Annotated in this window: 19 protein-coding genes, 1 pseudogene and 1 riboswitch; of the genes and pseudogenes, 19 read left to right on the forward strand and 1 reads right to left on the reverse strand. The window is 39.2% G+C overall.

Annotation, left to right across the window (positions count from 1 at the left end):
• The first annotated feature begins 22 nt into the window (after positions 1 to 22).
• Positions 23 to 139: a symporter small accessory protein gene (locus P9989_RS21570; protein WP_346274884.1), complete on the forward strand. Its 117-nt coding sequence runs from the start codon at positions 23 to 25 to the stop codon at positions 137 to 139.
• The gene (locus tag P9989_RS02610) at positions 136 to 1,734 is read left to right on the forward strand and encodes a sodium:solute symporter family protein (protein WP_283077271.1); all 1,599 of its coding nucleotides are present in this window, start codon (positions 136 to 138) and stop codon (positions 1,732 to 1,734) included. The genes P9989_RS21570 and P9989_RS02610 overlap by 4 nt, the downstream gene beginning before the upstream one ends.
• Positions 1,735 to 1,787: 53 nt before the next feature.
• Here the strand turns inward: P9989_RS02610 and P9989_RS02615 are convergent, their stop codons facing one another.
• Positions 1,788 to 2,693 (reverse strand): LysR family transcriptional regulator, encoded by a 906-nt coding sequence (locus P9989_RS02615; protein WP_283077272.1) that lies wholly within the window; start codon positions 2,691 to 2,693, stop codon positions 1,788 to 1,790.
• Positions 2,694 to 2,921: 228 nt separating this feature from the next.
• On the opposite strand from P9989_RS02615, the gene hpaE reads away from it, so the two are divergent.
• The 17 genes and pseudogenes from hpaE to P9989_RS02700 all read left to right on the forward strand — a co-directional run bounded on the left by hpaE (position 2,922) and on the right by P9989_RS02700 (position 23,592).
• Positions 2,922 to 4,445 carry a 5-carboxymethyl-2-hydroxymuconate semialdehyde dehydrogenase gene (gene hpaE / locus P9989_RS02620; RefSeq protein ID WP_283077273.1) on the forward strand — a complete coding sequence of 508 codons (1,524 nt, stop codon included), beginning with the start codon at positions 2,922 to 2,924 and terminating at the stop codon, positions 4,443 to 4,445.
• A gap of 21 nt (positions 4,446 to 4,466) precedes the next feature.
• Positions 4,467 to 5,942, forward strand: coding sequence for a 4-hydroxyphenylacetate 3-monooxygenase, oxygenase component (gene hpaB, locus P9989_RS02625; protein WP_283077274.1), 1,476 nt, complete (start codon positions 4,467 to 4,469; stop codon positions 5,940 to 5,942).
• A 13-nt stretch (positions 5,943 to 5,955) separates the two neighbouring features.
• Entirely contained in the window at positions 5,956 to 6,936 is a 981-nt protein-coding gene (hpaD, locus tag P9989_RS02630; protein WP_283077275.1) for a 3,4-dihydroxyphenylacetate 2,3-dioxygenase, read from the forward strand.
• A gap of 33 nt (positions 6,937 to 6,969) precedes the next feature.
• Positions 6,970 to 7,428, forward strand: a complete 459-nt coding sequence (locus P9989_RS02635; RefSeq protein ID WP_283078812.1) for a flavin reductase family protein — start codon at positions 6,970 to 6,972, stop codon at positions 7,426 to 7,428.
• Between the two features lie 21 nt (positions 7,429 to 7,449).
• Positions 7,450 to 8,325: an FAD synthetase family protein gene (locus P9989_RS02640; protein ID WP_283077276.1), complete on the forward strand. Its 876-nt coding sequence runs from the start codon at positions 7,450 to 7,452 to the stop codon at positions 8,323 to 8,325.
• 31 nt (positions 8,326 to 8,356) lie between these two features.
• Complete coding sequence (gene hpaI, locus P9989_RS02645; RefSeq protein WP_283077277.1) at positions 8,357 to 9,277, forward strand: 2,4-dihydroxyhept-2-ene-1,7-dioic acid aldolase; 921 nt, start codon at positions 8,357 to 8,359, stop codon at positions 9,275 to 9,277.
• Positions 9,278 to 9,897: 620 nt separating this feature from the next.
• On the forward strand, positions 9,898 to 10,131 hold the full coding sequence (locus tag P9989_RS02650) for a hypothetical protein (RefSeq protein WP_283077278.1): 234 nt from the start codon (positions 9,898 to 9,900) through the stop codon (positions 10,129 to 10,131).
• Between the two features lie 158 nt (positions 10,132 to 10,289).
• Positions 10,290 to 10,473: pseudogene (locus tag P9989_RS21575) on the forward strand (ATP-binding protein); the annotation flags it as partial.
• A gap of 208 nt (positions 10,474 to 10,681) precedes the next feature.
• Positions 10,682 to 11,428 carry an SDR family NAD(P)-dependent oxidoreductase gene (locus P9989_RS02660; RefSeq protein ID WP_283077279.1) on the forward strand — a complete coding sequence of 249 codons (747 nt, stop codon included), beginning with the start codon at positions 10,682 to 10,684 and terminating at the stop codon, positions 11,426 to 11,428.
• Positions 11,429 to 12,184: 756 nt separating this feature from the next.
• Positions 12,185 to 13,957: a sensor histidine kinase gene (locus P9989_RS02665; RefSeq protein WP_283077280.1), complete on the forward strand. Its 1,773-nt coding sequence runs from the start codon at positions 12,185 to 12,187 to the stop codon at positions 13,955 to 13,957.
• Complete coding sequence (locus P9989_RS02670; RefSeq protein ID WP_283077281.1) at positions 13,938 to 15,440, forward strand: response regulator; 1,503 nt, start codon at positions 13,938 to 13,940, stop codon at positions 15,438 to 15,440. Before P9989_RS02665 ends, P9989_RS02670 begins: the two co-directional genes overlap by 20 nt.
• A gap of 139 nt (positions 15,441 to 15,579) precedes the next feature.
• Positions 15,580 to 16,848: an ABC transporter substrate-binding protein gene (locus P9989_RS02675; protein WP_283077282.1), complete on the forward strand. Its 1,269-nt coding sequence runs from the start codon at positions 15,580 to 15,582 to the stop codon at positions 16,846 to 16,848.
• Positions 16,849 to 16,923: 75 nt separating this feature from the next.
• Positions 16,924 to 17,808, forward strand: coding sequence for a carbohydrate ABC transporter permease (locus P9989_RS02680; RefSeq protein ID WP_283077283.1), 885 nt, complete (start codon positions 16,924 to 16,926; stop codon positions 17,806 to 17,808).
• Positions 17,809 to 17,826: 18 nt separating this feature from the next.
• Positions 17,827 to 18,669: a carbohydrate ABC transporter permease gene (locus P9989_RS02685; protein ID WP_283077284.1), complete on the forward strand. Its 843-nt coding sequence runs from the start codon at positions 17,827 to 17,829 to the stop codon at positions 18,667 to 18,669.
• Between the two features lie 33 nt (positions 18,670 to 18,702).
• The gene (locus P9989_RS02690; protein ID WP_283077285.1) at positions 18,703 to 21,354 is read left to right on the forward strand and encodes a glycoside hydrolase family 78 protein; all 2,652 of its coding nucleotides are present in this window, start codon (positions 18,703 to 18,705) and stop codon (positions 21,352 to 21,354) included.
• A gap of 121 nt (positions 21,355 to 21,475) precedes the next feature.
• Positions 21,476 to 21,591, forward strand: a riboswitch (SAM riboswitch).
• A 287-nt stretch (positions 21,592 to 21,878) separates the two neighbouring features.
• Complete coding sequence (locus tag P9989_RS02695) at positions 21,879 to 23,294, forward strand: DUF2254 domain-containing protein (RefSeq protein WP_283077286.1); 1,416 nt, start codon at positions 21,879 to 21,881, stop codon at positions 23,292 to 23,294.
• Positions 23,295 to 23,379: 85 nt separating this feature from the next.
• Positions 23,380 to 23,592: a KGG domain-containing protein gene (locus tag P9989_RS02700; protein WP_283077287.1), complete on the forward strand. Its 213-nt coding sequence runs from the start codon at positions 23,380 to 23,382 to the stop codon at positions 23,590 to 23,592.
• Positions 23,593 to 23,753: the final 161 nt, after the last annotated feature.

Consider the following 23,753-nt stretch of genomic DNA (forward strand, 5'->3'; position numbering starts at 1 on the left):
AGAAGATATAAGGGGGAATAGGATGTTAGGATTCGGAGATTTATGGAGTGCACTTGCCTGGTTTGGGGCCATTTTAGCTCCTATTGTGTGTATTGTTTATGGAGCATATATGTGGAATAAGGGAGGGGAAGAAGAGTGAACTTAACCATCTTGATCCCCTTGGTCTTAGGTTATATAGGCATTATGTCAGGACTGGCTTATTATGGGTATAAAAAAACGGTTACCCAAGAGGATTATTTAGTAGGAGGACGAGATACGAATTCAGTTGTCATGGCACTTTCCTATGGCGCTACGTTTATAAGTACGTCATCAATGGTAGGATTTGGAGGCGTAGCATCCGTGTATGGTATGGGGTTATTGTGGTTGGCATTCTTGAATATCGTCTTAGGCATATTTGTGGCTTTTGCTGTATTTGGTAAGAGGATAAGGAGAATGTCCCTTCATCTAAACGCTTCAACTTTTCCTACATTTCTTGGGAAGTATTATAAATCCAGATTCATTACTGTTTTCTCAGGTACTATGATTTTTATTTTCATGCCTGCTTATACAAGTATTGTTTTAATTGGAGGAGGGAGATTTCTTCAAGAGTCCCTCTCCATAAATTTTAATATAGCATTATTTTTATTAGCTGTGATTGTAAGTCTGTATGTCATTTCAGGAGGAATTAAAGCTGTGATGTATACAGATGCTTTTGGAGCCGTGATCATGTTGGTAGGGATGGCCATATTTTTAGTAGTTACCTATCAAGCCGTAGGTGGGCTATTAGACGGGCATAAAGCCTTAAGTGCTTTAAAAAGTATGGTTCCGGAAGAGTTGGCTGCAGAGGGACATGCGGGTTGGATGAGTATGCCAGAATTCGGGTCCCCAATGTGGTGGACTTTAGTAAGTACTATGATCTTGGGGGTAGGAATTGGCGTCTTAGCCCAACCCCAATTAGCTATGCGATCCATGACTGTCGAAAATGATAAAGCGTTAAATCGATCGGTTATAGTTGGCGGAGTTTTTATTTTCTTTATGGCCGGTGCCGCCTATATGATTGGGCCATTAAGTAATGTGTATTTTATGGAGACGACCGGTCAATTAGCTATTACAGTAGCTGAAGGGAATACAGACTTAGTTATTCCTAGGTTAATAACCTCTTTAATGCCAGAGTGGTTCGTCTATTTATTTACACTAACTCTTTTATCAGCAACCATATCAACGGTAAGCTCGTTAATCCATGTTCAATCCTCTGCGTTTGGTGAGGATATACTTAAAACGTTAGGTGTCAAAACAGTGCTTTGGAATAAAATAAGTCCAGCTCGATTGGGAGTCATTATTGGGGTTATCTTAGCTGTCATATTAGGTTATACCTTACCAGGTGGTATCATCGCTCAAGCCACAGCCTTTTGGTTTGGCATATGTGCCGCTGGCTTTCTACCAGCATTGACGGGGGCGTTGTTTTGGAAGGGTGCTTCTAAAGAAGGGGCCGTAGCCAGTATTATCACCGGTTTTACAGCAAGCGTATTTGGATTCCTGTTTTTGAAAGTTTCCCAATCTTCTGCTTTTGGACTCTCTCAGGCCCTTTTTGGGAAAGACTATTTATTACCGTATCCATGGACACATGTTGATCCTTTAATCTATTCCCTCCCTTTATCAACTATAGTGTTTATAGGGGTGAGTATAATAACTAGATCTAAAAAACAAAACAAAAATAGCGAATGGGAACGTGAAAATGTTGATGCTATTCAATAAATAAAGCCGTGTGACTATCTTTGATGGTCGACACGGCTTTTGCTTTGAAGTGATTACACTAATTGAGCTTCACAATATTGATCTTTGAAATATTGTATTAATCGCTGAGAACCTTTCGTTAAATATCGATCTTTATGCCAAATTACTACAGATTCAGCTTTAATAGTCGAATCGGAAAGCTTATAACTTTTTATATTAGGATAAGAAAAAGAAGTAAGTGTTGATTCTGGAACTATTGTGGCTCCCATTCCTTGTGCAGCGAGAGAAAGGAGCATAGCAGCATCAGGGCACTCACAAACAACCTTTGGTTCCACCCCGTGCTTTCGACACTCATCGACAACTAACTCATATTGCCCCGCTCCGCTAATTCGGTGCAGTAACATTAGGGGGATACCCCTTAACTCTTCAAATGCTATCTGTTGACTATCGTTAGAGTTCATGTTCCATGAATCAGGTGTAACGAGAATATAAGATTCGGAAGGAAGTGGTAGCATATCAAATTCTTCAAATTGCAAAGGAAGACGAACTACAGCTAATTCGATTTCCCGATTTATTATACATTTTTCGAGAAAATAGGTATCTCCTTCACGAAGCTGATAGGATACTTGTGGGTGTTGAACCTTAAATTGATTTAAAGTAGAACTCAGGAAAGAGAAACATGTTTTATTTGACCCAATATTCATGGCCCCACGGATCCCTTCACCTGTCTCCTTTACTTCCGCTAGCGTTTCCTTGAAATCATTTAGGAGGCGTGACCCTTTTTCGTAGAGAATCTCCCCTGCTTTCGTTAATTCAAGTTTACGCCCTTGGCGATCGAATAATTTTAGGTCTAGCTCTTGTTCCATTAATTTAATTTGTTGACTTAATGGAGGTTGAGCCATATGTAACTTTTTGGCGGCTTTCGTAATCTGTTGTTCATCAGCTACAGTTTGGAAATAATGAATTTGTTTAATATTCATTTTGAACTCCTCTCGTTATTTAGTAACTTATGAAGCTCCAATTGGGCGCCTCTGCTGGGAGTATATTAAATAGGTATAGGAAGTAAATTTTATAGATATTATTAATATACTTCTAGGTGTGATAACTTTGATAATACAAAGTTTATTGAAAATTTGCAAATCTGGTTTGGAAGGGTTTGCATTTTATATCACCTATTAGGTAAGCGCTATCAAATGAGGAGGAAAAGAATGGGTAATGTAAATTTAGTTGATGGTAGTAAGTCCGGTCAAGAAGTTATATCTGAAATTAAAGATGTAAAATTGTATATTGACGGAGCGTTTGTTGATGCTGAATCAAATGAACAGTTTGACAACATCAATCCTTTTACAAATGAAAAGATTAATCAAGTAGCCTCTGGTGATCGCAATGATATTGATAAAGCTGTAAAAGCAGCAAGGAAGGCCTTTAAAGGAGAATGGGGAAGCCTACCTTTGAAGGAGCGTCTAAGCTATGTCTATAAGATTGCGGATTTGATTGATGAACATATTGAGGAAATAGCCCCGTTAGAATCCTTTGACACGGGCCTTCCGATCAGTCAAACGAAAAAAATGGTAGCACGCGCAGCTCAAAACTTTAGATTCTATGCTGAAATGGTGTCGAGCCGACTTGTGGGAGATGCCTATCAAGTCGATGATCAGTTTTTAAACTATACAATTCATAAACCAGTTGGCATTGCCGGATTAATTACACCGTGGAATGCACCATTCATGCTGGAAACATGGAAGATTGCCCCAGCTTTAGCAACAGGGAATACAGTGGTGTTGAAACCGGCAGAATGGTCGCCGTTGACTGCTAACCGTTTAGCCGAAATTATCGATAAAGCAGGCCTTCCAGATGGGGTGTTCAATGTTGTCCATGGGTATGGAGAAACGGCAGGAGCTTCACTGGTGGCCAATGAAGATGTTGAGTTGATTTCCTTCACAGGGGAAACAACAACAGGGTCGGAAATCATGAAAAATGGCGCCGATTCGTTAAAACAGTTCTCCATGGAGCTTGGCGGCAAGTCGCCAATCATCGTCTTTGAAGATGCCGATATGGAACGGGCTATCGATGCTTGTACTTGGGGAATCTTCTCCTTCAACGGGGAACGTTGTACAGCTAACTCAAGACTGTATGTCCATGAAAATGTGGCAGAGGATTTCGTTGCTGCTCTTAAAGAACGAGTGCAAAACATTGTTGTCGGGGACCCGATGAAAGAGGAAACTCAAGTCGGACCATTGATCCATACCAAGCATTATGAAAATGTGAAAAAGTATCTGGACATAGCGGAACAGGAAGGGTGTCAGGTGGTAAGCGGAACGGTCCCTGAGGAGTTTAGCCGTGGGAACTTTATTGCTCCTACATTGCTATTAAATGCCGAAAACTCTATGCAAGTCATACAAGAGGAAATATTTGGTCCGGTTATTGCCGTCATGACATTTAAGGATGAAGAGGAGGTTATCGAGAAAGCGAATGACGTCCGCTACGGTCTAGCCGGTTATGTATGGACAAAAGATCTTCAGCGCGGGCACCGAGTGGCTCAAGCCGTTGACTCAGGTATGCTATGGATCAACGCACAAAATGTGCGGGACTTACGCACACCATTTGGCGGATCCAAACATAGCGGGATCGGTCGTGAGGGCGGTCATTATGCATTTGAATTTTACACAGAAGTCCAAATTATCCATGTAGCGTTGGGAGAACACCATATCCCTCAGTTTGGTAAAAAATAAAGAAATCAAGGAGGAGACTTTATGCCTGCAAAAACAGGAGCGGAATATATTGAAAGACTAAAGAATGCTAAAAACAATATTTATATTCACGGAGAAAGAGTTGAAGATCCAACGACTCATCCTGCATTTAAAAATGTTATCCAATCGATGGCAAAACTATATGATACGCAATACGAAAAACAAGAAAAAATGCTTTATACCTCCCCACAAACAGGGGATAAAGTTGGAATGACTTTCTATCGTCCGGAAACCATTGATGACTTAATAAAGAGAAGAGAAGCCATCCAAGAATGGGCACGCATTTCTGGAGGAATGATGGGACGTTCCCCGGACTATTTAAACGCTGAAGTTATGGCTATGGGAGTAGCTACGGACCTATTTGCTGAAGATGACCCAATGTTTGCAGAAAATGCTAAAAATTATTATGACTATGCTAGAGAAAATGATGTAAGTCTGACACATACACTTATTCATCCACAAGTTAACCGTCAAAAAGCTCAACATGAGCAAAAGGATGCTAATGTGGCTTTACACTTGGTTGAGAAAAAGTCTGATGGAATCATAGTGGACGGTGCTCGTCTACTTGCCACGCAGGGTGGTATTACTGACGAAATCCTCGTATTCCCATCGACTGTTAAACAATCTGGGGAGCATGATGATCCATATTCCTTAGCTTTCGTCGTTCCAAATAATACGCCTGGGCTTAAGTACTTTAGTAGAGAATCCTTTGATTATGGTAAAGATGAATGGGATCATCCTTTAAGCAGTCGTTTTGAAGAAGGGGACGCCATTGTTTATTTTGATAACGTGTTCGTTCCATGGGAGAAAGTTTTTGTTTGCGGAAACTCTTCCATTTGTAACCGTACATTCCTAGAAACAAACGCTGTGGTACACATGTCCCACCAAGTGGTTGCCAAAAATATTGTGAAAACAGAATTCGTCCTTGGCGTTATTCTAAGTGTTATGGACGCCATTGGCATCGATAAGTTTCAGCATGTACAGGATAAAGGAACAGAAGTCATGCTTATCTTAGAAACTATGAAATCTCATTTATATAAAGCGGAGCACAATGCAAAATTAGATAAATGGGGAACGATGACGCCAGACTTTGAAGCATTGAATGCAGCTAGAAACTGGTTCCCAAGAGTATATCCTCGTATTACGGAAATCCTTCGTATTCTTGGAGCTTCAGGACTTATGGGAATTCCTACAGAAGAAGACTTCCACCATGAAGATATCGGTCCATTGTTAGATCGTGCCTTACAATCGAAAAATCTACAAGGATACGACAGAGTTAAATTATTCCGCTTAGCTTGGGATGTGACTATGAGCGCATTTGGCAGCCGACAAACACATTATGAATATTATTTCTTTGGCGATCCGATTAAGATGGGCATGACGTACTTTGAGCAGTTTAATAAAGAGCCATATAAAGAATATGTTCAAGACTTTTTAAAAAATGTTAAATCATCAAAACCGGATTTTACTAAAGTGTGAGGAGTGAGTATATATGAGTTTTGATATTATTCGTTCAGGAAGAGCGATTTTACATGTAACCGATTTGGAAGCATCCAAAAAGTTTTATGATGCTCTTGGGTTTATCGAAACCGAATCTGATGAAAAACAAGTTTTTCTAAGAGGGTTAGAAGAACATAATCACCACAGTTTATTACTAAAAGAAAAAGAAACTCCTGCACTAGAGGTAATTAGTTATAAGGTAAGGTCTGAAAATGATTTAGATAAGTTAGCTTCTAAACTTCAGAATGATGGAAATGAAGTGAAGTGGCTTGAAGAAGGTGAACAGAAAGCTGTAGGAAGAGCGTTTCGTTATCAAGATATTTCAGGATTGCCAGTTGAATACTATGCCCAAATGGAAACAGTGGAGCGTAAGCTGCAGCAATATGACCTTTATAAGGGAGCGAAAGTACAAAGGATCGACCATTTTAATTGTAATGTTCCCGATGTAGAGCAAGCGTATAATTACTATATTGACGAGTTAGGGTTTGCATGTTCAGAATATACCGCGGGTGAAGAAGATAAAATTTGGGCTGCGTGGCTTCACCGTAAACCTAGTGTCCATGATGTAGCTTATATGAATGGGGTGGGCCCAAGGTTACACCATGTAGGTTTTTGGTTGAAAGATCCGATGAGTTTAATTGACGGGTGTGATGTTCTAGCATCCATGGGGTATGGTCCGAATATCGAAAGAGGTCCAGGACGTCATGGGTTATCCAATGCATTCTTTCTCTACCTACGCGACCCAGACGGACATAGAATTGAGTTATATAATGGAGATTATTTGACAAGTGATCCAGATTTCAAACCAATTCGCTGGGAATTAGATGATCCGATGAGGCAAACGTTCTGGGGTCATGAAGCTCCTGATAGCTGGTTTAATGAAGCTACAGAAGTTCTTAATGTTCATTCAAATGAAAAGGTAAAACTCAAAGAACCTAAACTTAAAAAGCGTAAACCAACATTTGTGATCTAATTGAATAAATAAAAGATTTGAGAGGTGATAATGATGGATGATCGCATGTTTCGAGCAGCAATGGGTAAATTTGCCACTGGTGTTACTGTTATCACATCTGAATTAGATGGCGATGTGCATGGGATGACGGCTAATGCCTTTATGTCCGTCTCCCTTGACCCAAAGCTTATTCTGATTTCAGTAGATGAAAAAGCTCGCATGAAAGAGGTCATTAACCAATCAGGGAAATTCACGGTTAATATCTTGTCGGGAGAGCAAAAAGAAATGTCGATGATTTTCGCTGGGCAGATTAAGGAAGACAGAGATGTTGAATTTGAAACCTTCGAAGGCCTTCCTGTCATTGAAAACTCCCTTGTTAGTTTAGCTTGTGATGTTTATCAAACCCAGGATGCGGGTGACCATACGCTGTTTATTGGAGAAGTTTTAAACCTTAATGTGCAAGACGGCGAACCCCTTGCTTTTTATGAAGGAAAATATAAGCAAATGACTTAATACCTGAGGAGGTGGGATAGGATGCGAACAATTCAGATTCATTATCCAATTTCAACGGCCACACAATTAGACAGTGAACGCTGCGTTATGGCTTTAGGTTTTTTCGACGGCGTACACTTGGGGCATCAGAAAATCATTAAAACAGCAAAGAGGCTTGCCGATGAGAAGAATCTCAAGCTGGCTGTCATGACCTTTTCGCACCATCCCTCCTCTGTGATTAAGAAAGGTAAGATCATTAAAAATTATATCACTCCATTATCTGTGAAAGTCAAAGTTCTTAAACAGCTTGGTGTGGATCTTCTATATGTTATTGATTTCAATGAAGAGGTTGCGAAAATCCCTCACCACCAATTTGTGAATGATTATTTATGTGGACTTAACTGTGCCCATGTTGTTGCTGGGTTTGATTACAAATATGGCTTTAAAGGTAAAGGAGATATGGAGCAGTTATCTATAGACAGTGCCGGGAGATTTGAAGTAACAACCGTTCCGAAGCTTGAAAAAGATGAGGAAAAGGTAAGTTCTACGCTTTTAAGGGAGTTAATTTCATCTGGAAAAGTAGAAAAGATTCGAGAGTACTTGGGAAGAAATTATGAAGTATTGGGTGAAGTGAAGGGACGGGGAAGAACGTGCACGATTAATTTTGATCCTGACTACTACCTTCCTTGCCCTGGACAGTATGAAGTCACGATTATGAAAGGTCTGTTCCACTTAAAAGGAATCTGTGAAGTGAAATCCGTTCACCATCCGGGTCAGTTAATGGTCACGCTTTTTCATGATCAACTGTTTGATGATCATTCTAACGTGCGGCTGCAATGGGATAATTTCATCGCTGACTTTGAAATGGATGCTTTCCATGCTCAACGTGACTTTCGTGAGTTGGAAATGAGTATCTGATTTTTCTAGAATAATAGAGGAGGAATAAAACATGGTACAAGATTATAGCGAAATCAAATCAAGACTAAAAGGATCGGTCACCCCAGTCATCACACCGTTTACAACAAACTCTGACGTAGATTATGATACATTGTCAGAATTGATTGAGTTCCAATTAGAGAATGGTACACACGCGATTTCGGTAACGGGTACCTCAGGGGAACCAAGCTCTTTGACAGAAGAAGAACGGGTGAACGTTATGGAGACGGCTTATAAGTCGATCAATGGACGAGTTCCATTCGTACCTGGCACAGGGTCAACCAATCATGACGAAGCCATGCGTCTGACGAAAAAAGCGGAAGAAATTGGTGCAGACGCGGCCTTGGTCATCGTTCCTTATTACAATAAGCCGAATCAACAAGCACTGTATAAGCACTTTAAAACAGTTGCCGACTCTGTTGATATACCGATTATTATCTACAATATCCCCGGACGTACGGCTCAAAACTTGCATGTTGATACCCTTGCACAGTTGAGCAAAGATTGTCCTAATGTGATCGGAGTCAAAGAATCGAATAAAGATTTTGAACATGTTAATCGAGTATTGTTGAAATGCGGTAGAGACTTCCTACTGTTCTCCGGAATTGAATTGCTTTGCTATCCAATGCTAGCGATTGGCGGAGTGGGCTCTGTCAGTGCTACAGCTAATGTGGTTCCGGGAAAAGTAGCCCAAATGCATGACGCTTGGTTTGAAGGAGATGTGGAAACGGCCCAAAATCTCCATTATGAGCTGATGGAGTTGAATGACGTGCTCTTTAAAGATACAAACCCTGCCCCCGTTAAAGCAGCGCTCGGCATGATGGGTAAAATTGAGCCTCACCTAAGACTTCCTATGGGATTACCATCAGAAGAATTGCAAAAGGAAATTCGCCAAACATTAGACAAATATAATGTTTCTGTACAATATGCATAAAGTTCCTTAACGATAAATAAGTACAGAACGATAAATCGATTGTTCTGTACTTATTTTTATTTATAGCATGAAAAGGCATTATTGCACAGATGGATCAATCAAAGAAAAACATGGTTACAGTTCTTGAGGGAAGATAGTCTTGCTAAGGTAAAGGCAACAAGTAGTTTTTATATACAAGGATCTGGTGAGAATGGACGCAAACGACCTCGAGAAAGAATTCGAACAAAGGCTAGAACGTGAGTTAAAAGAAAAAGAGAGGGAACTTATTAAATGGATGGTTTACCAAATTTCCCTTCACACATAAGATGAATAGTTTAGTTCAAACGAAGAAACGTTTAAAACAACGTTGGATGGAATACTAGACTTCATATAAATTAATCAGGAATTTTGAAAAATCAAGAGGATTCATATTGGTCTATGTCGAAAAATATTATATGGAAGTAGAGATCCATAAAATTAAGTGAACTAATATTTTGAAAACCCTTTCATTTATTATGTATAGATAATTCCAAAACCTAGACATGTAGACGTGATTGAATTTCGGCTAAGCAAATTCGATTAAGCTAGCACGTCAAATCTATTTTGTACTGCACATGTGCTATAAAACGAGGAGGATAAACGTGGATTATAGAAAAATGTTCTTGCTATATGGAATATTATTTTCCTGTCTAAGTGTCTTTGTGTTGTTTATGGCTATTGTACAAAGTTATTCGCTTTATGGATTTTACTTTATGTTGGCTATGGCTATTACGAGCATCTGTTTAAGTTACTTTTTACCGATAACTAAACTAAAGGATGAACAAATGAAACTATCCCAAAAAAATGAATCGTATTATTCTTATTTTTGGATGTGATGGTTCGTCAGAATTAATTCCCCATGTAGCGTGATCCTTTCCATAGGATCAGCGCTTTTTTTGTATACAGTCTTATTATTGATGACATCTTCACTTTCACCGGGTTTTGATTCGTCAGTTCGTCTTTTAGATTTTAAAAATTATATTAGCTCCCATTAATGATTAGTCGAAGATATGAAAATAGTTCCATCATCTTAACCTCCAACAAGTCTTTCAGCCAATGGGGAGAAGTACTGGGGGATTGAATTATTGCGACAGCAATATTAGATCGATTGCTTCACCATTCTAAAGTTTTTCTGTAGTGGACCCAGTTATCGGATGAATGAAAAAGGCAACAACTAAGGTGCCACTATTGTACATTTATAACCCGACGATTTTGTATAAATTTAAACGACCTTAACAGGGCCAAAGGGGGATGATCACGGAATCGCATATGATTTATACTGAACAATCAATACCGAAGCTGATGATTTCTAGACAGGTGAGTCATAATAATCTTGTATTAGCTCATTCTATGTTAGAAGAACATAATAACTAAGGGAGGGAGAGTATGGCTGACTTAAAAAAACAAGTAATCCTTATTACTGGTGCGAATCGTGGGCAGGGAAAAGCTATTGCTGAGCACCTTGCCTCGTTAGGTGGCATAGTAGGGGTAGGTGCCCGAAATCATGACCAGGCTCAAGAAGTGGCAGTGGCGATAGGTAAAGACCATGCATATCCGGTGCAGTTAGATGTTACAAAGGAATCACAGTGGGAAGCAGCTATGGATCTGATTATGGGTAAATTTGGTAAAATAGATGTGCTCGTTAATAATGCTGGGATCCTGATACGTAAACCGTTCACAGACATAACCATAGATGATTATCAACAGATGATTAATGTGAATCAGCTCGGAGTATTTAGAGGGATGCAAGCTGTTATTCCGCATATGGAAAAACAGCAAAAAGGTTCTATCATAAATAATTTATCAATCTCTGCGTTTGACCCAATCAGTAATTCTTCTGCCTATGCTGCGACAAAAGCGTCTGTAGTTGCGATGTCTAAAGCAGCAGCCATTGAATTAGGAAAAAAAGGAATACGAGTAAACATGGTCCATCCGGGTGGGATTGAAACCGAAATGGCCACCCAAGGTAAAGGTGTTCCCGATTTTTACAATTCTGTTCCTCTAGGACGTATCGGACAGCCGGTTGAAATTGCTCGTACTGTAGCATTCCTTGCTTCTGATGAAAGTTCATATTGCACGGGAACAGAAATTGTCGTTGATGGTGGAATGACATTGGGGCTTGTGGAAGATTAATGAAGGGGTATAAGCCCATATTCAAAACAGGTTATCAATTACAGAAAATGTCGTTATGTATATGGGGTTTAGAATTGGAAAATACTTTTCAACAGCCAGCAAATCAATACCACCATTAGACGTATTATATAACCAAAAAATATTTAATCAAAGAACTCTCATTTTTTGAATATAAATAAAGGATCAAAAAATTTGTTTAGAGGTTATCTAAGATACTAGTTAAGATGTGAATACCACTGGTTAAATGACATAATTTTTGACATACTATTGCTCATATATATTTATATCCATTTATTTGTGGTATTGGATTGGATCCTTATAAAAGTTGCTTTTCAAGTTAAATTTGCTATATTAAATTAGATGAATCCATGGGCGGCATGATGTAATAACTCCCATAACACTTTATAGAAGGGTCATAGCAACATGTAATCCCTATTTTGTAATATCTAAAAAAGAATACACTAAATGGCAAGAGCCTCTCATTAGTTCACTGGAACTTTTGAGGGGTTTTTTATTAATAGGTTGATCAGAAGAAAAAATATAATATGAAAGTTAGTATCCTTTTCTACTAGTAGGCAATCCCCTATTTATTTACCCGTTCGTTTGTTTACAGTCAGACTAAGATTAATTAATATCGCATATTGGAAAATATAACTTCTTATATCTTTGTTTTTACTCATATTTTTTGATTATTTGTTCAATTTAGAAAATCAATGATATGATAGTAAAAAAACGACTCCAAGAAGGATAGACGACATGAAAAACTATTTGAAACGTCTAGTGGAAAAATATCGATTTAAGAAGATTAAAACCCGGTTTTTAGCTGCTCTTATAGCTTTAACAGTTCCCCCTATTTTTCTCACTGGTGTAATCGCTTACAATATTTCCTCGGATTCATTAGTAGATACTCATATTCAAGCGTATGAGCAGCAACTGAAGACATTCAATAAAAATATTGAAATGGTTTTCGTGAACATTATTAAAATGAACCGCTATATTTTATCCAATGAAGAGATTAGAGACCAACTGATTGAACGGGAGAAAAGTCGAGCAGAAGCACAGAGAACATCTAATAAATTACAGCAAATTATGTTCGAATACTTAATAGAGAATAGGCATGTGGAATCGATCTGTTTAATGGACAAACAATTCCGGTTCGTTTGCTATGGAAGGTCGGATAATGCAGGGGTATATAACGGCAAATATAAAGTGTTGAACATCATGAATTCCAATTGGTATCAACAAGCCGTCCAAGCAGAAGGAAAAGAGGTATTCCTGAATTACAACGTGCTGGAACCTTCTCGGAAACATACTTTTTCCAGTGTAAAGAGGATGCTCGACCCTGAAGATATGAGCTTAGAGCCTTTGGGTATATTGATTGTAAATATGAATAAATCCATGTTTGAAGAGGTTCTAAATAATAATAACGAGTCCAATGGTTTACTGATAGTGAAACCGGAGGACAATGACCTCGAAACGGTCTACTCCTCAAATGACTACTTAAACAAGCTTGCCGAAAACCATTCCTTATCAGAGGTGTACGATGAATTAACGAAGGAGGGTTATGTTTATAGTCAATTCACCAATGAAGAAACAGGGTGGCGTTTTATTCATACAATTCCGGAGGATATCTTACTGCAAGAATCTCATCAGATCAGGACCGTTACTTTTTTTATCGCTGGTCTTATTGCTGCTTCAGCGATTGTAATGTCTTTGTATATCTCGGACACGATTACAAAGCCATTGAGAAAAATTAAAGGCATGATTGTCCGTTGGGCCCTGGGGCAAAGAGAATTTACGGAGAAATATAGAGATGATGAAATCGGGGAAATTGGAGAAACATTTAAGCAAATGGCCGCCGAAAACAGGGACCTTGGCGAGCGGTTGACACGCTCACAGTTGAAACAAAGGGAAACGGAACTAAGGGTTCTTCAGGCACAAATCAACCCGCACTTTTTGTACAACACAATGGATACGATTTATTGGATGGCGATTATCCAAAATCATCAGGATATTGCCAAGATGTCCATTGCACTCTCAGAAAGCTTCAAAATCATTTTAAGTAAGGGGAAAGAAACGATCACTGTAAAAGAAGAGTTGAAACACATTGACCATTACATGACGATTCAGAAGTTCCGCCATAAAGAAAAAATATACTACCATTCTGAAGTTGACCCTGAAATTATGGACCTTCCGATACTGAAATTACTGCTTCAGCCGATTGTTGAAAATGCGATTTATCACGGGCTTGAGAAAAAGGTTGGTCATGGATCGATTATACTGTCAGGAAAAAAGATCGATCGGTTTGTTGTCTTTCATATCTCTGATAATGGAGTCGGGATCGAGGATAGGAATGTCATCAAAAATGGTTATGGCATTGGGAATATTCAAGAACGTCTGCAGCTTTATTATGGAGAGGATTGCTCATTTAAGATTAAGAGTGCCCCTCAAAAAGGGACCAGTGTTGAAATCAAGTTTGACCCTGAAAAAGGAAGAAGGAGTGATACGGATGAGAGCCATCATAATTGATGACGAACCGATCATCATAGAAGGGTTAACCAAAATGATTGATTGGTCTCACTATAATGTTGAGTTGATTGGTTCGGCAAGTGATGGGATAGCCGCTCTCGAATTGTTTCACGAATTTGAACCGGAAGTCGTTTTCACCGATATCCGGATGCCGGGGATCGATGGGCTGGATCTAGTCAAAGAAATTATGAAGACGGCACCGGATACGATCTGTATTGTGTTTAGCGGGTTTAATGAATTTGAATATGCGCGCACGGCCTTAAAATTAGGCGTGACCGATTATATGGAAAAACCGATTACCATTCCTATGATTGAAGAATCATTAAGGAAAATCAACGAAAAACATCATGAAAAGGAAAAGCTATCTCAGTTGGAGGATCAATGGGAAAAGTCCAAACGTATAGTGACGGAGAAAGCTGCCCTAGATCTTGTGCTGCAAGGAGTGGAAAAGCGAGAAGTCCAAGCTTGGGAAACATTTGAAGGCATTCAGGCCAGCACAGTGCTTGCTTATACAGGAACAGAGTTGGGAGGTGCCCCTCATTCTGATTCTGCTCGAATTGTCTCCACTTTTGATGGTACGAACTCCCTTGTGGTGATTTTTCATTTGGAAACCAATGCAAATGCTTTTTTGGAAACCTTTCTGGATACATTGGAATATTCCTCCGTTACGGTCGGGTGCGGCAGGACTTATGAAAATTTGGCCGATGCTTCTCAAAGCTATAAAGAGGCCTTGTATGCACTAAGATTTGCTACCTTTTCCAATCGAAAAGGGTGTTGGAGGTATGATGACTTGAAGAATGAAATCAATTCTTCGGAATCCTTGGAACCGAAAGAGGAAGCTGTACTTTATTCGATTCGGATTGATGATGCGCACGCCTTAAAAGCAGCACTCGAAAAATATGTAGAGGAATTGGAAAAGAAGCCATTACATCCGGATGTAGCCGAGAGGGAAATCTTAAGATTGATTTACTTATCCATGGATGCTGTCAAAGAAGTAGGTTTTGATGGTGCAGAGGATATGCTTCACCATTACTTTCCACAGCAAGAGCTGAAAAACCTTACGACGAAACAACAAATGATGGTTTGGTTAAGAGAACAACTGCAGATGATTACGAAGTGGTTGCCGAACGCTGGTGAAACGAGAAAACATCCGGCTGTTGAGAAGGCCTGTGATTATGTCAAAAAGCATTACGCACAGGATATTTCCCTTGATGAAGTAGCTGAATTCGTGCGTATGAATCCTAATTATTTTAGCATGCTTTTTAAAGAAGAGATGGGGATTACGTATATCAAATATTTAACCAGGTATCGGATGGTTGTAGCGAAATGGATGCTTGAAAAAGGAGAAACGGTATCAGAGGTAAGTGACAAAGTGGGTTATACTACTTACAGGCATTTTTCCAATAATTTTAAAAAACAAACTGGATATTCTCCTGGTGAATTTAAAAAATCTACCAGAAGATATAACCATGACCTTAAATGATACCTAAATATGGTATTATTTAAGGTCTTTTTGTGATGTATCTGAAAAATCCGTACACCACCCTAAAAATGAAGCGATTATATCTATTGATGATAGCGTTTACAATGACGTTAACCAAATGAAAAGAGGGGGACACAAGTTGAATAGAATCGGAATGATTTTGTTAGGAATGCTGATGGTTTTCTTAGTTGTTGGCTGCAGTTCCGAGGAAAGTGCCAATTCCGAAGACGGCACAAGAACAATTGATTTTTTAACGGAAGACCGTCCTGATCAGGGAGAAAGTAAAATTCTACTGGATTTGGATGAAGAGATTCCGGAAACTGAACTGGAAACTGAAACGATTGAACATGCCAACATCATGCAGCAAATCTCTTTACTTTCAGCGAGTAATGATCTGCCGGAATTATTTAAATATGAATCCGCTCAATTAGAGGAACTCATTGACAATGGACAAGTAATTAATATGGAAAAAACCTTCAAAGATTTAGGGATCTACGATGAGCTTACACCAGGAGCGGTTGATTTACTTACACAGCTCAGTGGTGACCGCGGCCTTTATGCTTTACCCGTTGAATTGAATATCGAAGGATTTTGGTACAACAAGAAAATGTTTGAAGAAAACAATTTAGAAGTTCCAACCACATGGGAAGAGATGATGGAGGTTAGCGCAAAGTTAAGTGAAGCAGGGATTCAGCCCTTCTCTGTAGCAGGAAAAGAAAAATGGCCGATTACTCGATTTTTGAATGGCTATGTGATTCGTTACTATGGACCAGACGTTATGGAAAGAGTCAAAAAGGGTGAATTGAGTGTAACCGATGAAGGTTTTGTAGAAGGTGCCCAGCTAGTTCAGGAAATGAATGAAAAAGGATACTTTGGTAAAGGTACCAATACGATTGATGCAGATACAGCCTTAGATATCTTCCTTCAAGGCGAGGCAGCCATGTATTACAGCGGCAGCTGGGATTTAGCTAACTTCAATAACCCTGAACGTAACCAAATCGGCCTGGAAAATGTCGGGATGTTCAATATCCCATTAGTGGAAGGCGGAAAAGGAACGCTTGACGATTGGTCGATGAATGCAGGTTTAACATTAAGCGCCTCTGCAGAAAAGTATGATGAGCAAATGGGTGAATGGATGAAACAGATCTTCTCAGAGTATGGGGATAAAGCTATGGAAGAAGGAATAATTACAGGATTCAAAGCATCAGAAATTCCAGATGATATAAGCCAATTAACTAAAGAAACCATGGATAAGATCAACAGTGTAGAAAATGCAGCTTTATGGTTTGAAGCAAGGATGGATGCCGAATCAAAAGCGCTCGCGGAAGACAATGCCCAACTATTACTGACAGGTCAAATGTCTCCAGAAGAATATTTAGAAGCGTTAAAGAGTCAATTGGAAAAATAAGTAGAAAGGAAGGTCGACCAATGACCTTCCTTTCTACTTATGATCATATGTGAATCCAACATAAGGGGTGAAATTATGAAAGAAGTATTAGGAGATCGCAAAGCTATTCTTCTATTTATGCTCCCGGCTCTGCTGATTTATATAGTCATATTATTAGTGCCTATTGTTTGGTCGAGCGTGTATACATTTTATGAAGGTTCGTTAATCAAAGGATTCAGCTTTGTCGGAATACAGAACTATATTCAATTATTCAATGACAGCAACTTCTTTTCAAGTTTATGGATTACCTTAAAATTCACATTAATTGTTACAACCGGACAAGTCTTTCTTGGATTGATGCTGTCCTTGCTGTACGTATTCTATATCAAACGTGCATCATTTTTAATAAGGACACTGGTTTTTTTCCCGGTCGTCCTGCCCACGGTTGCCATCGCACAACTGTTTGCCAAGTTGTTCGAGATTGCACCTAACTATGGATTAGTAAACAGTGTTCTGACTGCTTTTCACTTAGAAACCTGGGTGCAAGCATGGCTGGGACAACCGGAAACAGCCTTCTGGATTCTATGTATCATGGAAATTTGGAAGGCGATGGGTTTTTATGCAGTAATTTTATATGCTGGGCTAATGGATGTCCCTGAAGATGTATTAGAAGCAGCCAAAATTGATGGGGCTAAAGGGTGGAAAATGACGCAATTCATAATCCTGCCTCTCATTAAACCGATCTTGATTTCTGCAATTATCTTCAGTTTGAGTGGGACGCTGAAAGTCTTTGAACAGGTCGTGGCTCTGACAGGAGGTGGACCCGGAAAAAGCACTACAACGCTCTCGGTTTATATGTACCAGCATGCCTTTACGAATGGAAATTACGGTTATGGAAGTACGGTTGCTTTATTTCTATTGTTCATGACACTAGTGGTTACCTTGATCGTTTATAAAGTTTCCTGGAAAGATCAAACATAATAAGATGGGGTGATTTCGATGAACACAAGCGGTGGAAAATGGATCGGAAATATTTTAGGCAAGCTATTAGTTTTTATTATCGTGGTCATAACGGTTTATCCGGTCTTTTGGTTATTGATGTCTTCCTTAAAAGCTCCTGGAGAATTTAGTACGTCTCCGATGTATACTCTTCCAGAAAGTTTCCACATCCAGAACTACATCGATGCTTGGAAAGATGGGAATATGGGAGTTTACTTTAGGAATAGTATTATCGCTACATTCCCGTCATTATTGTTTATCATCCTTTTTGGAGCGGCAGCAGCTTTCGCTATTGAAAAAATGAGATGGAAAATCAGCCGGGGGATGTTATTAGTTTTCTTAGTCGGGATTATGGTTCCTGTCCCCATAGTACTGCTGCCTTTATTCACGATTTTCTTTAATGTTGGTTTATTGAATAACCTCCTAGGTTTAATTCTAGTTTATGTGGCCTTCGGTTTACCATTAACCATCTTTTTGTTTACCAGCTACTTTAAGGCAGTTCCCAATGAATTGATTGAATCAGCTGTCATGGACGGGGCAAGTATCTACAGGATTTTCATCAGTATTGCGATGCCTATGATAATGAATGCTGTCGTAACCGTAACGTTAGTGCAATTCTTTTTCGTTTGGAATGACTTGATTTTTGCTATGACTTTTATTAGTGATTCCGAATTAAGGACCATCCAAACAGGGTTAATGAGTTTTTCCGGCGAATATGGACAACGCCAATGGGGACCTACTTTTGCTGCCATTTCTATGGCTGTACTACCCACTTTAATCCTTTACCTTTTTTTGAATAAGACAGTTATGAAAGGGATGACAAGTGGCGCGGTGAAAGGATAAGAAACTTTAAATAAAAAAGGAGAGTGGAGAGAAATGATCGAAGTTAAAAACCTTACATGTGAATATTTTAAAGAACCGCTTGGATTAGATACACAGAATCCTCGCATTAGTTGGCAGATCGAGTCTGACAAACAGGAAGTAAAGCAATCGGCTTACCAATTACAGGTATCCAAGAAGCAAAGTTTTGAAAACCCCATTTATGATCAAAGATTTGAGAGTCATGAATCCATTCTAAATGAAATCAAGGACTTGAAGCTCGACCCGTTTACTCGTTACTACTTTCGAGTGAAGATCTGGTGTCAGGGTGAGGTCCCTACCGACTGGTCACCGGCAAGTTTTTGGGAAACAGGTTTCATGAATGAAGAGTGGGAAGGCGAGTGGATTACAGCCCCTGAGAAAATGGAAAAATCAGAAGCATCGCCTTATCTCTATCATTCTTTCAATAGTAGGAAGGAAATTTCTCAAGCAAGGGTATATGCAACAAGTCTAGGTGTTTATGAGCTTAGTATTAATGGCAGCCGAGTCGGAGATCAATATTTCTCACCGGGATGGACGAGTTATCATAATCGTATTCAATATCAAGCCTATGATGTGACGGAGTACTTAACAGCCGATCATAATGAAATTGGCGTATCGCTAGGAAACGGCTGGTATAAAGGTCCATTTGGATTTGAAGGAAAAAAAGAAATCTATGGAGATACGAAAGCAGCATTGGTCGAACTGCATATTACCTATGGGGATGGAACGAAAGTCAAGATCGTTACAAACAAAGACTGGCAGGCAGTTGCGACACCAATCCTTATGTCTGAAATCTATCATGGGGAAACCTATGATGCTCGCTTAGAAGACCAACGAAACCATAACGTTGAGACCGTGGAAGTCGTGAATTATCCCAAGCATCACATCATTCATCAGCAGAACGAACCTGTAAGAAAAATCGATGAGCTGATACCTCTGGAGATTTTCACCACACGTGAAGGAGATACCGTCCTTGATATGGGGCAGAATATGGTCGGATGGATCAAATTTAATGTAAGAGCAGAAAAGGGTCATCAAATAGCTTTGAAACATGCTGAGATTCTAGATGAAGAGGGAAATATCTACTTTGGCAATCTACGAAAAGCCGAACAGAAAATAACGTACACATGTAAAGGCGGGGGGCAGGAAGTCTTTGAACCGCATTTCACCTTCCAAGGTTTTCGTTATGTCAAATTGATTAATTTCCCAGAGGACGTTGATCTCAGTGATTTCACAGGAGAGGTTTTACATTCGGATATGGAACGTACGGGAGACTTTGAAACATCCAATCCACTAGTTAACCAGCTCCACCATAACATTGTCTGGGGTCAAAAAGGCAACTTCCTGGATGTCCCAACCGATTGCCCTCAACGCGATGAACGATTGGGATGGACGGGGGACGCACAAATGTTTTTCAAAACAGCATCCTACTTGAGAAATGTGGGGCCTTTTTTCAATAAATGGTTAAAAGATTTAATAGCTGATCAACTCTCAAATGGTGGCGTTCCTTATGTTATTCCAGACATTATCAGTAAAACAGATGGGAATCTTGGAGGTGTGACGCATTCCGTAGCTGCTTGGGGAGATGCTGCTGTAATCATCCCTTGGACGCTTTATGTTAGTTACGGGGATAAAAGGATTCTTGAAGAGCAATATAGCAGTATGAAGGCATGGGTAGAGTATATGAGGTCGCAAGGAGAGGACGAAAACCTGTGGGATACGGGCTTTCAACTCGGAGACTGGCTGGGCCTTGACTCCGAACCTGATACTTATACAGGCGTAACAGATAAAACTTTGATTGCCACCGCTTTTTTTGCCTATTCAACCCAGATACTGATCCGTACCGCTAAGGTGCTGGAACTTAATGATGATCTAGAAGCATACGAGCACTTGTATAAAAAAATTAAAGACTCTTATCAAGACTGTTTCTTGAAGGATAATGGCTCTTTACAAGTCCAAACACAAACGGCCCATGTCTTAACTTTGATGTTTAATTTAGTGGATAAGAGATCAAAGGAAAAGATAGCGGCTGATTTAGTAACATTAATTGAACAAGAAGGTGTTCATTTGACGACGGGTTTTGTGGGAACCCCTTATTTAAATTTAGTTTTGAGTGAGAACGGATACCACTATATCGCCTCCCGTCTGTTTTTACAAAAAGACTATCCTTCATGGCTGTATCAGGTTACTAAAGGGGCTACGACGGTATGGGAGCACTGGGATAGTATCAAGCCAGATGGTAGCTTCTGGAGCGATGATATGAATTCCTTCAACCACTATGCCTATGGTTCGATCGGTGAATGGATGTACAAAGTTCTGGCTGGGATAGATACTGATCAAACGCAGCCTGGTTACAAACATATTCATCTTGCTCCAAAACCAGGTGCGGAATTGACATGGTTAAGATCCACCTATCATTCCATGTATGGGGAGATTGGATCGAGCTGGACATTCGAAGGTGAAGTATTCACCTATAATGTTTCTATTCCGGCAAATACTACTGCTACTGTTACCTTGCCTGGTGCAGCTTCACCGGTCAAAAATCAAAAGCTTTTTTTGGAGGCCATCGGTGAATATCAGTTTTCTGGAGAAAATGTTATTGTTCACATCGGTTCAGGTAACTATAAATTTCAATATGAGTATAACGTTTTAGAAGGCTCTCTTTGATTCAGTATAAATAGAAGGAAAAGAAATCATATACCATGGGCGGCATGGTGTAAGAAAAACATGAATTGACAAAAGACTATGTCTAGATAGTTCACATAATTTTAAGAAAAATAAGCTTATCTTCTTATCTAGAGAGGTGGAGGGACTGTCCCTTTGAAACCTCGGCAGCGGGACTAATGTAGTTCATTAGAAACTGTGCCAACTCCAACAGGTGCGTATGCACTTGAAAGATGAGGAGAGTCGGTTTTCTATTTAAATTTGAAAGCCCCCCTTCTAATTTTTCGAGAAGGGGGGCTTTTTTGTGTAGACAGGGGGATAAGAAATATAAAATGTCGATACCATAACATTTTAATTACAGCTCATAGATAGAGTTCATCCCCGGCAATAAACCCTAACACGCGGGGTTTTTTTTGATTTTATAGCAGGAAAGACGACGTTCGATCAGCCAACAACACCCTTGTACAGATTAGAACACGACAAAGAGGGGGATAGAGGGAATATCATGCCCTTAAAGGAGTGTCGAGATGAAGAATCGGAATAAACTCCAAAATAAAAAGAAGTACAAAAACATGTCAAAAAGAGAGAAATGGCACCGGGTTTACTCAAACCTTTGGGTTACACCCATTATTTATGCAGGGTTATCACTATTGCTTTTTGTCTTAACCGTGTGGGCAGATCTGAAGATGGAGTTTGGCAACATGATGCCTTCGATTCTAAGTGCAAATTATCAATTGACCAAAACCATATTAAGTACTCTAACAGGAGGACTTTTATCATTAAACTCCTTTACCTTTTATGGTGTGTTAACAGCTCTAACGACCTTCGCCGGCCAATATTCTCCAAGGATACTAAAGAATTTTATGATGACGAATGTGACACAGCGAACGCTTGGGATTTTTAACGGGAGCTTCCTATATGTATTGTTTTGTCTATTATTTCTTAATGGGGAAACAGCTTCCCAATATTCCTTGATTCCAGTAACAGCTACATTTCTGACAGCTTTATGTTTAGGAACATTTGTTTTTTTTATTAATCACATTGTCACCTGGCTTCAAGTATCAAATATGACGAGTGATATGAAAAGGGAATCCATTGGAATTATTGAAAGTTCCTTGCTTAATGAACTCGAACCTTACAGGGTAGAGGATGAAGCGACAATAAAAGGCCAAATCCCGGAATACCAGGGACACCAAATAAGTATTGATTCTTCTGGCTATTTACAAACTATGGATTTTATTCCATTGATTGAGGAAGCTTGTAAGGATGATCTCATTATTCGGCTAGAGTACAAAGTTGGGAATTTCGTCTTTGGCTCTACACCTTTGTTAACCTATTGGAAGAAGAAAGAAAAAACAACTATTGATGAATTTAAATATAAAAATATGTTTCATATAGGAAAGGGCCAAACAGAAATTCAGGACATTGAGTTCAGTATCAATAAATTCGTGGAAATCGCTATTCGGGCTTTGGGTAATGATGACCCCAAAACAGCCACTGATACTATTTATGAGATTGGGGATTTACTTATAAACATTTCTCAGAAGGCAAAATTCACTCCCTATTTAACCGATAAAAATTATGACCTCCGTCTTATTTTACAGAATCTCGATTTTGAAGATTATTTATATATCGGGTTCGCCTCTATACGGCATTATGCAAGGGATAACGTAGTCATTACCGTTGAGTTACTTAAAGTCCTTGATGCGATTGCACGAGCAGTGAGTAAACGAGACGACCAATCTGTCTGGGAATTTGCCGTATATACGGCAAGTGGATTCGAATATGAATACATGCATCACCTAGATAACAGAAAATTTTATGATGGGCTTTTTAATATCGCAAAAACAACAGGGAATGAAGAAGATTACAATAATATCATTGAAGAAATATTAAAACACGAAGAACGCTCCCCTAGAGATAGAATATTACAAAGAAATTAAAAATATCCATTTATGGTTAATATATGTTTTAACCCTATAGCTAAGGAGGAATGGTATATATACAACACAAAAGGAGGAATTGAAAATGGCTAAACAAAACAATAGCAATCGCAAAATGACTGTAGAGGAAGCAGGTCAAAAGGGCGGAAACAAGACCTCCAAGGAACACGATAAGGAATTTTATCAAGATATAGGTCAAAAAGGCGGAGAAACTACCTCCCAAGAGCATAATAAAGAATTCTACGAGGAAATCGGGTCAAAAGGCGGTAAGCAAAATAATAATAGAAAAAGCTCATAAATCTATTAGAGAGAAGGCCTGTTCCAAAGAGTGGACAGGCCTTCTATAGTATTTGAACATGCTTAAATAATAACGATTGGCAGTAATCATAAAAAGATATTTAAAAGAACAGATGCTGAACTCAGCGACTCTAAACAACTCTGGAATAAATAAGTATATTT

The sequence above is a fragment of the Halobacillus naozhouensis genome (assembly GCF_029714185.1).
GTDB lineage: Bacteria > Bacillota > Bacilli > Bacillales > Halobacillaceae > Halobacillus_A > Halobacillus_A naozhouensis.